At 39.7% G+C, this 13,999-nt stretch carries 11 protein-coding genes; 10 read left to right on the top strand and 1 reads right to left on the bottom strand.

Features of this window, described 5'->3' with window-relative positions:
• Positions 1-180: 180 nt before the first annotated feature.
• Positions 181-1,095, bottom strand: a complete 915-nt coding sequence (locus L4D12_RS05055; protein WP_428446730.1) for a hypothetical protein — start codon at positions 1,093-1,095, stop codon at positions 181-183.
• A 313-nt stretch (positions 1,096-1,408) separates the two neighbouring features.
• Here L4D12_RS05055 and L4D12_RS05050 point away from each other — a divergent pair, with 313 nt between their 5' ends.
• The 10 genes from L4D12_RS05050 to L4D12_RS05005 all read left to right on the top strand — a co-directional run bounded on the left by L4D12_RS05050 (position 1,409) and on the right by L4D12_RS05005 (position 13,868).
• Positions 1,409-2,668, top strand: a complete 1,260-nt coding sequence (locus L4D12_RS05050) for a SpoIIE family protein phosphatase (RefSeq protein ID WP_428446729.1) — start codon at positions 1,409-1,411, stop codon at positions 2,666-2,668.
• Positions 2,620-2,952 (top strand): STAS domain-containing protein, encoded by a 333-nt coding sequence (locus L4D12_RS05045; RefSeq protein ID WP_428446728.1) that lies wholly within the window; start codon positions 2,620-2,622, stop codon positions 2,950-2,952. The genes L4D12_RS05050 and L4D12_RS05045 overlap by 49 nt, the downstream gene beginning before the upstream one ends.
• 13 nt (positions 2,953-2,965) lie before the next feature.
• Positions 2,966-4,153 carry a nucleotidyltransferase family protein gene (locus tag L4D12_RS05040; protein ID WP_428446727.1) on the top strand — a complete coding sequence of 396 codons (1,188 nt, stop codon included), beginning with the start codon at positions 2,966-2,968 and terminating at the stop codon, positions 4,151-4,153.
• An 11-nt stretch (positions 4,154-4,164) separates the two neighbouring features.
• Positions 4,165-4,617: an ATP-binding protein gene (locus tag L4D12_RS05035; protein WP_428446726.1), complete on the top strand. Its 453-nt coding sequence runs from the start codon at positions 4,165-4,167 to the stop codon at positions 4,615-4,617.
• A 23-nt stretch (positions 4,618-4,640) separates the two neighbouring features.
• Positions 4,641-6,797 carry a glycoside hydrolase family 2 protein gene (locus L4D12_RS05030; protein WP_428446725.1) on the top strand — a complete coding sequence of 719 codons (2,157 nt, stop codon included), beginning with the start codon at positions 4,641-4,643 and terminating at the stop codon, positions 6,795-6,797.
• Between the two features lie 305 nt (positions 6,798-7,102).
• Positions 7,103-8,734, top strand: coding sequence for a glycosyltransferase family 2 protein (locus L4D12_RS05025; RefSeq protein ID WP_428446724.1), 1,632 nt, complete (start codon positions 7,103-7,105; stop codon positions 8,732-8,734).
• The gene (locus L4D12_RS05020) at positions 8,724-10,043 is read left to right on the top strand and encodes a DUF3131 domain-containing protein (RefSeq protein WP_428446723.1); all 1,320 of its coding nucleotides are present in this window, start codon (positions 8,724-8,726) and stop codon (positions 10,041-10,043) included. The genes L4D12_RS05025 and L4D12_RS05020 overlap by 11 nt, the downstream gene beginning before the upstream one ends.
• A gap of 26 nt (positions 10,044-10,069) precedes the next feature.
• Positions 10,070-11,464 carry a DUF3131 domain-containing protein gene (locus tag L4D12_RS05015; protein WP_428446722.1) on the top strand — a complete coding sequence of 465 codons (1,395 nt, stop codon included), beginning with the start codon at positions 10,070-10,072 and terminating at the stop codon, positions 11,462-11,464.
• A 29-nt stretch (positions 11,465-11,493) separates the two neighbouring features.
• The gene (locus tag L4D12_RS05010) at positions 11,494-12,876 is read left to right on the top strand and encodes a DUF3131 domain-containing protein (protein ID WP_428446721.1); all 1,383 of its coding nucleotides are present in this window, start codon (positions 11,494-11,496) and stop codon (positions 12,874-12,876) included.
• Positions 12,873-13,868 (top strand): hypothetical protein, encoded by a 996-nt coding sequence (locus L4D12_RS05005; protein WP_428446720.1) that lies wholly within the window; start codon positions 12,873-12,875, stop codon positions 13,866-13,868. Before L4D12_RS05010 ends, L4D12_RS05005 begins: the two co-directional genes overlap by 4 nt.
• Positions 13,869-13,999: the final 131 nt, after the last annotated feature.

The raw sequence follows: 13,999 nt of genomic DNA, 5'->3' as shown, positions 1-13,999 counted from the left end.
ATTTAGTTGCATAAGTGAGTCGTATTATCATGTGTCAGTTGCCAAAAATTCCGTGGAATTTGAATCGAGTCCTTATGCTTACTGATGATTATGGTTGTGCAATAAAGATAGACGAAAAAGTAGGCAGTGATGTATGTTTTTATAATGCGAACAAAAATGCATTATTTAAGGATGGTATTATTAAAATGAAAGGGAGTAAGCGAGAGTAATCGCACCATCTTTAAAGCGTCCAGTGCCTTCCCCCCGTTGTGATGGATGCCAACGATTACCTGAATAATTATTATATTGAATGGTGATCGTACCAGGGTGCCAGTCAAAATAGCCAAATCCATAGGTAAAGTCAGGATTCCATGGCTGTTTTTGGTCGCTATCAAAATAGTAAAAAGCGGTACCATTAATATACCAATTTCCAATGATGGAATATTTACAGCCAAGGCTGAGGGTTTTGTGGCCTTGCATATAGCTTGTTGAGGCAAGATCAAAATATTCAGGTGTGAAATTGAAATTAAGTTGGCAGCCCATGACTCCCTGATCAGTGAAAGAGAACCAATCTATAGCGGGTTCGACGATTGGAAATTTCCATCCTAGCGACCAGGTACCTTGATTAAAGTTTGTGATGGGTTGTGAATCCGTTGCCTTAAAGCGATTTCCTCCGTAGTTTGCATACATCAGACTCAATGTATAAGGTCGCCAATCGCTGTAGCCAAATACATAAGTAAAATCAGGATTCCAAGGCTGTTGTTGGTCACTATTGAAATAATAATACAGAGTGCCGGATACAAACCAATTACCGAGTAAGGTGTACTTTAGTGACAGGGTAGTAGTGATATTGGTATTCGTGGGGCCACTTGTCGCATTAGCCGGTATGTTGGCTGCTGGTGTTTGCAGCAGCGGGTAACCAAGCCCTAGATTACCACTAACATTATGCAATAATGACTTATTAGCATTTTCCTCCCATTGCTTAAAAGGTAACGAAAATGAACTGGAAACCCCTTTCCATATCAGAGTGGATTCCTTTACATCTTCTACATTCTGATTAAGGTCATTTAATTTTACGGGATCAGTAAGAGAGCGAGATTGAGGATATGGGGCCATTTTACGTGTTTCAGTTAGATATTCATCCGAGAAACACGGGACAGTGAAAAGCATTAATAATATGAATTTCCACCTAATTAATCTCACTTTAGATCCTTCTATGTATGAAATTAGCCATTGATTTGTGAATTAGATCTCATTGCATTGATTTTGTCAGCAATGGTGTTAAAAGAAGCCTAACTTTATGTATGTAGAAGTAAATGTTACTAGACAAACAAATATAAAGAAATGACTGATTGTAAAATTGACAGGTTACTAATTTGTATGCAGTATGTTGAGTATGTTTGTAAAGGATGCGTTAAAGGAGCAAAGGATGAAGAAAATCCTGCTGGTAGATGATAATCGTACCATGTTGCTCTTTATGCAAAAAGCACTTACCAAAAGAGGATATGCGGTTACGACGGCAAATGATGGTGCACATGCACTTGACATTTTGCATGAAAGCCCAGAAATACAGTTTGTACTCAGTGATTGGATGATGCCTGGTATTGATGGAATTGAATTATGTAGGCGTGTTAAATCGTCTGATTATGCTCGATACCTATTTTTTGTGCTGCTTTCCGGCAAGGATGATCAAGAGTCGATTATCAATGGTATCAATGCAGGAGCTGACGATTTTGTTGTAAAAGATACCCATGTTGATGAGCTGGTGGCACGAATTCAAGCAGGCTTTCGTACCTTGGCATTACATAATGAAATTACCAGTAAAAATGAACAGCTTGATTGTGCCTATGCAACAATCAAAAAGGATTTAGACTCAGCAGGAGATTTATTAAAACGTTTATTACCGTCAAGTAAGCGGTTTAGTGGTGTTGAATTGAGTTATGTCTCAATTCCTAGCGCTCAAATTGGTGGCGATATGTTGGGTTACATGCAGCTTGATGAAGATCACGTCGGTTTTTACTTATTGGATGTTGCAGGTCATGGCGTTTCATCTGCATTAATGTCGTTTTCAGTACAACAAAGTTTATCTGTGAACTCAGAGAAAGGTTCAGTCGTAAAATCGGTATTACATGAAAAACCGTATTATCAACTAAATAAGCCTCATGAAGTACTAAAACGTTTAAACGAACTGTATTTAAGTGATAATGATAATCTACTGTATTTTACAATGGCGTATGCCATTTTGAATGTAAAAACAGGAGAATTAGCCTATTCAATCGCCGGACACCCGCCATTGATTTGGTTACATAGCAGCATTGGTCAAGCTGAATTTATCGGCGTTGATAGTTTTGTTGTTGGAGCTTTTGATTTTGCTGAATATGACACTTTTCATATTCAGCTAGAGCCGGGAGATAAAATCTGGATTTATTCTGATGGGATCACTGAAGCTGAAAGGGGCAATATTCAATTTTCTGAGCAAGGTTTAAAAGAAATGGTCGTGAAATTAACGGATTACCCAACATCGACGCAGACCGAAATATTGGTTAATCATGTAAGAGACTGGCAGCAAACTGACAATTTTAATGATGATGTAAGTGTACTTGCTGTTGAGTGGACGGGATACCCTAAAGGAGAACAATCATGCAATATGAGATTATCAACCAAGGTCAATGCACAGTTCTTCAAATAGCAGAAGAACGTTTTGACGCCAAATTAGCAACTGATTTTCGTCATGAAATAGAACAACTCACAGATTCAATAGGTAATCATCTAGTGCTTGATCTATCACAGGTTCGCTTTATGGATAGCAGTGGCCTAGGTGCTGTTATGGCTGTCTATAAAATGTTGCGGGGGAAAAAAATCAGCGTTGTTAACCCTCAGCGGGCAGTAAAAGAGCTATTAAAACTAACTAGGATGGATAAATTAATCACAAGCTATGACAGCATTGAAGATGCCATAGCAACTTTAGCGTAGTGAGGAGTCTGTAATGAAAGGCATGATCCTAGCAGCTGGAAAAGGAACGCGCGTTAAACCAATCACGCATACGATCCCAAAGCCAATGATTCCAATATTGGGTAAACCGGTTATGGAGTCGATGATTCAGTTATTCGCTTCTCACGGCATTGATAAAATAGTGATTAATACAAGCCATTTAGCTGAAGTTATTGAAAATTATTTTAGTGATGGACACCATTTTAATGTCCAGCTTTCGTATTCTTATGAAGGCGAAATGCTTGATGGTAAATTTGTCAGTAAAGCGCTAGGTTCCGCGGGAGGCATGCGTAAAATTCAAGATTTCTCAGGTTTCTTTGATGACACATTTGTTGTTGTGTGCGGTGATGCATGGATTGACCTTGATTTGACAGAAGCTGTACGCCGACATAAGGAAAAAGGTGGAATTGCAACGATAGTGACACGTGATGTCGATCTTCAGGATGTGACAAAATACGGTGTCGTAGTAACCGATAGCTACGGAAAAGTGATTAGTTTTCAAGAGAAGCCAGCTGTCGCAGAGGCGTTGTCAACTCAGATAAATACGGGAATATATATATTTGAACCTGCGATCTTTGATTTAATTCCTGAAGGTCAAGAATACGATATTGGCAGTGAATTGTTTCCAGATCTCGTTGAGAAAGGCATCAATTTTTATGCGACAAGTATGGAATTTCAGTGGTTAGATGTGGGTAATGTTAGTGATATTTGGACAGTTACCAGTGAAATTTTACAAGGTAAAGTGCCAGGTTATCCAATTCCTGGAACTCAGGTAAAACCAGGTATTTGGGTCGGGATTAACACCGTTTTTAATTATAAAGAATGTAATATTATCCCCCCCGTCATTATTAGTAGTGGTAGTGAAATTCAATCAGGCGCTACCATCGAGGGGCCTGCAGTTATTGGTGCAAATTGTAAAATAGAATCGGATGCCATAGTAAAGCAAAGTCTGGTGAGCGATTACATCCATATTGCATCTAGTGCTTATGTTGATAATAAAACCGTTTTTGGTGATTACTTCATTAGTCATGATGGTTATACACAGTCTCTTACGGAACTTGATGCGGTTCATATGCTAAATGATAGACGACAAGTACAACCTCTTATTGGAAGTATAGGTAGTCTTCCTGCCTTTGTATCATCTATTCCTGACAGTATTAAGGAAACCATTTTAACAAAATAGGAGTTTTACCGATGGAAATGATCAGTGAGCGATTTAGCAAACAATATAAAAGTTCATCGGAAGTATCGCGTTATATCGCAGCAGATATGCAAAAGTATCTGTGTAATAATCATGTATCTCAGGAAATCGTTGATCAGGTCGAATTGTGTGTAGTTGAAGTTGTCAACAATGCTTATGAGCATGCTTATCAGTATTCAGATGAGTTACCTATTGAGTTTTCTTGTTTTATTAATTCAGATAATGAGCTCGTAATAGAAGTATCCGATTACGGTAATTCGATGACTCAAGACGAGTTTAAGCAAGCGATAAATAGTGAATTTATCGAGCCTGATCCTAATGATCCTGATACATGGACAACTTCTGGACGTGGATTTATTATTGTTGTGCAGTTATCCGATGGATTGGAATATCATCAAGCTGGTGATAAAAACACTTTTAAATTATTCAAAAGATCAATGAGTTAGAGCGAGTTGTTGAAATGGGTAGTATGAGAATAATACTGTTATTGATGTTATTCTCATTATCTTCATGCGTGCGATTTAGTGCAGATAATGGTTGGGATATCAATAAGCAATCATTAAATGGAGAGTGGCAGCTTGAGATAATTGATGAAGAACATGGACGTGCACGGCAATTATCCGTATTGGTACCTGGTCATTGGAAAAGTGCGGGTATCAATTATGCCGGAGAGGCGACGTATCAACACGTTTTTACCATTGATAGAGTGTCACCTCAAACTCGTTATTGGCTATATGTTGATGCTGTCGATTATGCGTCGGTTGTATCACTGAATGATAAGAATATCTCGCGTCAAGAGGGGTATTTCTTACCTCAGCACACTGAGTTCACGGATATTGTTAAGAGAGGCGAAAATACACTCAATATACATGTTACTAGCCATAATGAATCAAATGCAGTTGATTGGTCGCTCCATAAAACGTTGATCAAAGGGGTGCTTAGTCATCATGATACGCGGCCTGGCGGTGCTTGGTCTGAGTATGGTCAGGATTGGAATTCCGGTGGTGTTTGGGGGGATGTTTATATTGCCCAAACAGGACCGATTGCAATTAGAGACATGAGGGTCAAAACAACGGTCGTTGATGTTGAACGTGAAATCACTGAGGCGAGAGTGACCTTCACGTTGGATAGCCGAGTAAAAACACGCGCTAATATTAAGATAATGGTTAAATCATCACAGAATAATGAAAGTGAAACATACCAAATTTTGCGTGAATTGGATTCAGGAACAGAACAGATAACATACGTATTACCTGAAAAGAAGCGTGCTCTTTGGTGGCCATGGGATTGGGGAAAAGCGAATTTATTTGATATCACAGTATCTGTCGATATGAACGGTAAACGCTCAGATACGTTGAATCAACAAGTCGGTTTTCGACGAGTAAAATTAGATTCTAATGAGAAACAGCTATTTATTAATGATAGACCTTATTTTGTCCGTGGTACTAACTATATTGCAAGCCAATGGCTGGGTGAGTTTTCGATTGATGACTATCAATATGATCTCTCTTTAATGAAAGAGGCTAATATCAATAGCATCCGAGTACATGCCCATGTAGCAGGACCTGCATTTTATCAGCTAGCTGATAAGATGGGTTTTATCGTGTGGCAAGATTTCCCGTTACAATGGGGCTATAGCGACACGATCTCATTTAAAAATGAAGCGATTCGGCAAGCTAACTCAATGGTTTCAATGTTAAATTCGCATCCATCGATTGTATTTTGGAGTGGGCATAATGAACCGCCTTGGGATGCAACATGGATGCAATATAAATATAAAACGTATAAACCGACCCAAAATGTCGCATTAACTGAAGCCGTATATCAGACGTTGTTAGCAGCTGATGATGGAAGAGTTGTTCGCAAGGCATCTTATACCTATGAACATCCATGGTTAGGCTGGTATTCAGGCAGTTATACAGACTATAAGACATTTACACCGCCGATGATTGTCAGTGAATTTGGCGCACAAGCGATGCCAAGTTGGTTAATGGTAACGGATATCATTCAAGATGAAGGCCGTTGGCCACTAGATAATGCGACGGTAGAACTGCTTAAATATCATAATTACCAACCGCATGAAACACTCAATATAGCAAAAATACAACAAGGTGAATCCCTATCACAATTTTGGAATAATTCTCAGGAATATCAACGGTTAGTGACCAAATTCTCCGCTGAGCAACTAAGGTTGAATAAAGGGAAAGGGGTTGCGGCTATTTATCAATTTATGTTTGTAGATAGCTGGCCGTCAGTGACATGGTCAATCCTTGACGTTGATCGTATCGCAAAGCCTGCCTATGAGGCGTTGAAGCTGGCTTATCAGCCGTTGTTGGTCACTGCGCAGCTAGACCTTACCAATCCACAACCACTGATGACAGTTGTGATTGTGAATGACACTCTTTCCCATTATGACGATGTCACAGTACGGATTTTTAATAATTATGGTAACGGGCAGTGGACATTTAAGAATATAAGTATTCCAGCTAACGAACAAATCACCTTGTTCAACGATAAGGTGATTGGTGGTATAGCGTCGTATTTTTCAATAGAAATTTACGATAAGGAGGGCGAAGTGATTAGTCAAAACAGGTACCGCTCTGAAGACCTAAGAGTCAATCATTAGGCAGGAAGAGGTTATATGGGTCATCGTTGTGAATGTACTTTAACGCTTTAATAAGGATAAAGGTAAGGTAGATGGATTTTTATTTTAAAGAGTTTGAGCATCGAAAACCGCCAAAGCCTGTACCGTATAGTCTGTCCAGAGAACTACTGTATCAGTACTTGGCAACTTGTAATCTGACGTTCGGGATTTGGTACTTATGGTGGCGTTGGACGTATGCGTTAAATTATGACGCAATGTGGTTCTCGTTCCCGCTCGCGTTTGCTGAGTCATGCGCTTTCATTGGCTCTATCTTATTTACATTCAATTTGTGGAAAACGAAGGATGAGCCGAGAAAATCCCCGCCACATACACTCGATGAGTGTGTCTCACAAGACGGTCCAGAAGCCGGTGATTCTCGCCCGATCAGTATCGATGTTTTTTTTCCTACTTATGATGAAGAACCCGAGCTGGTCAGATTAAGTATTCGTGATGCCCAGAAGATTCGTTACCCACATGATATTGAAATGAAGATCTTCATTTTAGATGATGGTAAACGGCCTGCCATGGAGGCATTAGCTAATGAAATGGGGGTAGAGTACATCACTCGTGAAAATAATGTTGGCTTTAAGGCAGGAAATTTACGGAATGCCCTTGAGCAAACATATGGTGATTTTATCGTTATCTGTGATGCGGATACCCGTCCATTTCCAACTATCCTAGAGCATACGATGGGATATTTTCGTGATCCTGATGTGGCGTGGGTACAAACGCCGCAATGGTTTTTTGACTTACCAGAAGGTGAACGACTTCCTCGTTGGTTAAATAGAAAAGTCGGTAAATGGGGTAAAATATTTGGTCGAGGGCTCGAGCGTTGCTATGGGCCTGTCACAATAGGGGAAGACCCTTATGTTAATGATCCTCAGATGTTTTATGATGTAATTCAACGTAGGCGAAATTGGGCTAATGCGTCATTTTGCTGTGGTGCTGGATCAATACACCGTCGTGAAGCTGTCATGGAAGCGGCACTGCGTAGCTATGGTGAGCAGATCACAAAAGAGCACCGCGAAGTTGAAATGCAGATCCGTAAAATAACCAAAGAAAAGCATGTTGATGCCGATGTTTCTGAGAATCTCAGACAAGAGTTAATTTTTGATACGGAGTTTACGCCATATAAGTTTCACGTGTCAGAAGATATTTATACTTCGATCGTTTTGCATTCAGATACTGCGAGAACTTGGCGGTCTGTATTGCACCCTGAGGTTGAAAGTAAGATGCTCTCACCGCAAGATTTGCAAACATGGACGGTACAGCGGTTTAAGTATTCTGGTGGGTCTATTGATATTTTCATGAATGACAACCCGCTATTTCGAAAAGGAATGACTATTAAGCAAAAGCTCATGTATGCAGCAAGTTTTTGGTCAAATTTATCGGCAATATGGAATATTATATTTTTAGCTTGCCCGATCATTTATTTTTTGACAAGCATTGCGCCTGTTAGCGCGTTTGATGTGACATTTTATATGCATTTTATTCCGTTTGTGTTAACTGCTGAACTGGCTATGATGGTGGGAACGTGGGGGGTTGCAGGCTATAAAGGTAAAACAAATTTCTTGTCGTTTTTCCCTGTTAATTTACGAGCATTATGGACGGTCTTAAAAGGGCGTAAGATTAGTTTCCCAACTACACCCAAGGAACGTCAAAGTGGTACATTTGGCAAATTAGTTATCCCACAGATCGCTGTATTTGTTTTAAGCTTAGTGAGTATGATTTTTGCGTGGTGGGCTTATTTTACAGGAGTATTTGGTAATTATTCATTAGGTGGGTTAATTTTTAATAGTTTTTGGACCATGAATAATATGATGGCTATGTGGGGAATGATTGCTGCGGCATACTGGACACCGTCTCCATCAGAGAACGAACAAGGACAGGAATCTGAGGAATTAGAATATGGAATTTAAGCAGGCGATGGTTAATGCTCGGCATCATATTGTATTTATATTAGGGCTTTGTACTGCATTGATTGTTGCTTTCAATGTAGAGACAAGAGACTATCAACAAATACTCGGTAATATTACATTTGAAGCCACAGAAGAAATACCGACTCGAGATGCTAGAGTATTGACAGAAGAAGAGATTAAGTGGGCAAATATAGCATGGCAATATTTTGAAAATAATGTGCAAATAAATACTGGGTTGGTAAATTCAGTTGATGGCTATCCGTCAACGACAATGTGGGATACAGCCTCCTATCTAATGGGGCTTATTGCTGCAGAGAAACTGAATATTATAAGCCAGACGCAGTTTGAATTACGCATGGAGAAAGTCCTTCATACCTTAGCCAAGTTACCATTGATCGATGGGAAGCTACCTAATAAAGCATATAACACTCAAACGTTGGAAATGGTGGATTATTCAAATAAACCTGTAAAAGAAGGTATTGGATGGTCAGCTATCGATGTCGGTCGTATTTTAGTTCCAATCAATATTATGGTTTGGCAATATCCTCAGTTCAATAAACATGTTAATGATATATTAAATCACTGGGATGTTAGTGCGATGATCATTGACGGTTATCTTTATGGATCAAGGCCCAGTAATCGTGGTGATGGGATGGAACTGGTTCAAGAGGGCCGAATCGGATATGAAGAGTATGCATCTAAAGCGATGTCTTTAATGGGTCGAGATGTTTTTAATGCAATGAAGTATATAGATTATCTAGAAATGCGCATAATTGATGGTGTTGAGATCCCAACCGATTTACGAGATCCAGCAAAATATCATGCACACAACTATGTGGTCAGTGAATCTTATATACTTGATAGCTTAGAATTTGGTGCAGATAGCGTGTCGAAAATTTTTGCTCATAGGGTGTATAAAGCACAAGAAAACAGATTTAAGCGTACTGGTATATTAACTGCTGTGAGCGAAGATAATGTCGATGAGGCACCTTATTTTGTTTACAACACAGTATTTTCTGACGGTAAAGAATGGAACGCAATAACCGATAAAGGGGAGGATGCTTCACATCTTAAAACATTGTCGACAAAAGCAGCTTTTGGATGGTATGCATTATATGATACATCTTATACAAAGAAGCTCATTGATGATGCAGATGAATTGTATCTGGATAAAAAAGGTTGGTATTCGGGGCGTTATGAGAACGATGGCCGTATTAATAAGGCTATGACAGCGAATACGAATGGTATTGTGCTTGAATCTTTAGCATATATTGAAAATGGTGCGCTTTTGAGTGTGGGTATGCAGTAATCCGCAGCTTTTATAGGGAGTATAAGATGCGCTATTTAATGGTTTGCCTTTTAGGGATATTAACCACCGGATGTGGTAATAAGTACAGCAGTTTTTCTGACGATGTCGTTGAAAGGAAAAACCATTGGTCAATACCTAAACCACGTCATGGGCCATTGACGGAAAAAGAAATGGAGATGGCGAAAATAGCTTGGAAGTATTTTGAAAATAACTACCAAGAGTCCACAGGATTGGTCAATGCAGTTAATAATTACCCTTCTGTAACGTGGTGGGATGCCGCGTCATACATGGCCGGTATGGTGAGTGCATATGAATTAGGAATTATTGATAAAGAAGAATTTGACCGTCGTTTTATTCGTATATTGACAACATTAAATACGTTGGACCTTTTTTATGGCGAGTTGCCGAATAAAGCTTATAATACACAAACTGCAGCGAAGGTCGACTATGCAAACCAGCCTGGTGAAATCGGCTATTCAGCACTAGATTTAGGACGTTTATTGATATGGCTTTATATTATTAAACATCGTTATCCCGAATATACGACGAGTATAGACTCTGCTGTCTTACGCTGGAATTTTTGTAATGTCGTTGATGACAATGGCACAATGTTTGGTGCCTTGCTGGAAAAAGATAAACCGGTACAGTACTTGCAGGAAGGCCGGTTAGGGTATGAAGAATATGCAGCCAAAGGGTTTCAGTTATGGGGATTTGATGTATCGCAGGCCTTAATGCCAGAGCCTTACAGCACCATTAATTTATATGGTTATGATGTACCTTATGACACACGGGATCCGCGTAAACTAAAAGCGCATAGTTATGTTGTAACAGAGAGTTATGTACTGGATGGTATTGAATTAGGTTGGGATGTTATTGAAGACCGATCGCCCCATGATAATCGATATTCAAATAAATGGATGGCAGAGTTTGCTCTGCAAATTTATCGTGTACAGGAAGAGCGTTATCGGCAGACTGGGATAATTACCGCCCGTACAGAGCATCAACTCGCAGGTCCTCCCTATTTCGTCTATGACACAATATATACAGATGGTTTTGCTTGGAATACTATTTCTGAGGTTGGCACATTTTTACCACAATTTTCAGCAGTTGCAATTAAAGGTGCAATGGGGATGTGGGCATTATGGGACACTGAGTATACCGATCTTTTATTTGATCACATTGCACATACATACGATCGAGAAAAAGGGTTTTATGAAGGTATTTTTGAAAATGGAACAGGTTTAATTAATACATTTACATCAAATAATAACGGAATTACATTAGAAATATTATTATATAAGCAGCAGGGGAAACTATTACAGTACAAGGATAATATTGCACCGAGTTTATGGGAAAAAGCATTGGAGTCTCCATTTGGTTATGAAGGACAGTGCTTGCCGCGTAAGAAACCACAATTGTAGTGATTGGTTGTTGGTGTGGGGTAGATAGCATGTTGAGGTATGTGATTATTGCTTTTTCTGCATGTTATCTTACCGCTTGTGGGGTGGTATATAATAGTGTGCAAGGTGGTATTACATCCATTAGTGAATCTCAAATAATTCGGCAAGGTCGCTATGGAGAGTTGACGGAGCAAGAATTACAGTGGGCAGAAACGGCGTGGAAATATGTCGAGAACAACACGAACTTAACGACGGGGTTGGTGAATTCGATAGACAACTATCCAACAACTAATTTGTCTCATCTTGCAGATTATCTAATGGCTTTAATGGCTGCTCGTGAATTTGGTTTTGTATCAAGTAAAGAGCATGATGAACGGTTAACATTAGTGTTGACGTTTTTGAATGAAATGCCTCTAGGTCTAACAGGTGTACCAAACAAAGTTTACAGTACAGGTAATGCTCAAATGGTTGATTATGCGAATCAGCCTGGAGAGTTGGGATGGTCTGCAATCGATATTGGTCGGTTATTAATTGTATTAGCGATCACAAAGCAAAGAAATCCAGAATTTTCAGAATATATAGATAAAGCCGTATTGCGCTGGAACTTTTGTGAATTAGTGAGTATTGACGGAGAGCTTTATGGCGGGGCTATTAATAACGGACAAGTACACAGGTATAAAGAAGGCCGTTTAGGGGTTGAAGAATATACAGCTTATGGTTACCTAGATTGGCAGGTAGTACCGAAAAAAGCCATGCTGTTAGCACCTTATGAAGTTGTCACTATTAATAATATTGATCTTCTTTTTGATGGCCGGGACCCACGCCATTATGATGTTTTACGACCCGTTTATAGTACTCCATACTTATTGCTTGGGATGGAGTTTAATTGGGATTATATTGACGACAATAGCTCTAGTGATGCCGTTCACTCAAATGATGTATTGGCTGCAATGGCTGATTCAATTTATCGAATACAAGAGTCTCGCTGGGAACATGATCGTATATATACCGCCAGAGGGGATCATGTTGTTTCAGGTGAGCCTTATTTTGTTTATGACAGTATCTATGCTTTAGGTACACCGTGGATCAGCGTCGCTGAAGATGGCAGTGATCATGATGAGAAAGCATTGGTTTCAACGCGAGTTGCATTTCAAATTTGGGCATTATGGAAAACAGATTATAGCAAACGCTTAATGACGCTGGTTCAAGAGCTCTATGACCCAGATCGGGGATGGTATGAAGGGAGATATGAGTTAACAAGTAGCTATGAAAAATCCATTACTTTGCAGACGAATGCTGGTGTATTAGAAGCTCTGTTGTATAAGGCAAACGGAAAATTGTTTCAGTCACACTCTGAAAAAGAATTTCGTGATGTACAGTTTAATTCGCGCTTTTATCATCCAGGTAAGTGTTTGGTGGAGAAATTCAGATGAAGGCACTTAGGAAAATATGGGTAATAATTTTTCTCAATGTATTCAGTGGACAGGGTGTCGATGCGGCCACTATTGATATTGAGCTCGCTTATTTTTCTAAAGTGAATCACCTAGTTAATCAAGGACGTTATGAACAAGCGGCAGAGCAATGGCATCGATTAACCATTGCTTTTTTGAGTTCTGAAGCACGTTTAGGGCAGAGGCACATGTGGCAATATGCTGGTTTGTCTGAAGCACTTGCTGCAATGGCGGCAGATAAAGCCAATAAAGTATCAGCTTATCAATATTGGGCGGACAGTACGCGTTATCTGATGACAGGGGGAACAAATTGGATGCTGATGAAAAAAAAATTACATCGCCGTTTTGAATTAGCCAATACGCAATTATCATCGCAACTGCAGATTGCTGATGTTGTTGCGAGCGTAGATATCCAATGGCAGCAAGAACTGAATATATTGCAGGTATGGAATGAAAAACTGGCCATGTTTAGTTTCGCTAGCCCTAAACTGGGTATGGTTGAAGATCGTTCGTTTTATACGCAAGACAATATAACGGATGAATCTAAACGGCAGGGACGTCGTGGGCAAGGTTCACCGTACGGAAAGAAACTCAGTGGGTTGAAGAGTGACTTTAGTCAAGAGCAACAATTTGTTCCAAATCACGGTGAGGTATCTCCTGTATCTGACCATCACAGCTCAACGACATTACCTCAAACGGCCGTATCATCAACAGAGATAATTAAGGCCACTTCAGTTAAGGATAATCTTGAATCGACGGTGATATCGGCGGCAATTGAACCATTAGACTTTGAAGAGGAAAATGTTTCTGTTTTACCTTCCTTATCATTGGAAGCCAGCGCGGGATTAGTCCCTGAGCATGCTGAACCTGAAATTATGATTGGTATACTGCCAAGGGGAATTTTAGACAGAGCTGAAAATACGGGAGTGAAAGCGATACAGCGACGAAGTTTCGCACCAGTACCTGATGAGTAATGTGTATCTCCCCGCTTCCATGAATAGCATGCTATAGCCTTTTTATTATTATCATTCCCATACCCGAAACATTGCCTTGTTTCATCTACACTTAGTGCGTTGCTTTGTTTTTTGCGGATTTACCAGCATAG

The sequence above is a fragment of the Photobacterium nomapromontoriensis genome (genome assembly GCF_050336815.1).
Taxonomy (GTDB): domain Bacteria; phylum Pseudomonadota; class Gammaproteobacteria; order Enterobacterales; family Vibrionaceae; genus Photobacterium; species Photobacterium nomapromontoriensis.
Note: the sequence above shows the minus strand (reverse complement) of the source record. Positions and strands in the feature narration are given on the sequence as shown.

Excerpts from the sequence above, each read along its gene's own strand:
- L4D12_RS05005 (WP_428446720.1), top strand. The coding sequence starts at position 12,873 with ATGAAGGCACTTAGGAAAATATGGGTAATAATTTTTCTCAATGTATTC.
- L4D12_RS05045 (WP_428446728.1), top strand. The coding sequence starts at position 2,620 with ATGCAATATGAGATTATCAACCAAGGTCAATGCACAGTTCTTCAAATA.
- L4D12_RS05020 (WP_428446723.1), top strand. The coding sequence starts at position 8,724 with ATGGAATTTAAGCAGGCGATGGTTAATGCTCGGCATCATATTGTATTT.
- L4D12_RS05035 (WP_428446726.1), top strand. The coding sequence starts at position 4,165 with ATGGAAATGATCAGTGAGCGATTTAGCAAACAATATAAAAGTTCATCG.
- L4D12_RS05030 (WP_428446725.1), top strand. The coding sequence starts at position 4,641 with ATGAGAATAATACTGTTATTGATGTTATTCTCATTATCTTCATGCGTG.
- L4D12_RS05050 (WP_428446729.1), top strand. The coding sequence starts at position 1,409 with ATGAAGAAAATCCTGCTGGTAGATGATAATCGTACCATGTTGCTCTTT.
- L4D12_RS05015 (WP_428446722.1), top strand. The coding sequence starts at position 10,070 with ATGCGCTATTTAATGGTTTGCCTTTTAGGGATATTAACCACCGGATGT.
- L4D12_RS05010 (WP_428446721.1), top strand. The coding sequence starts at position 11,494 with ATGTTGAGGTATGTGATTATTGCTTTTTCTGCATGTTATCTTACCGCT.
- L4D12_RS05040 (WP_428446727.1), top strand. The coding sequence starts at position 2,966 with ATGAAAGGCATGATCCTAGCAGCTGGAAAAGGAACGCGCGTTAAACCA.
- L4D12_RS05055 (WP_428446730.1), bottom strand. The coding sequence starts at position 1,095 with ATGGCCCCATATCCTCAATCTCGCTCTCTTACTGATCCCGTAAAATTA.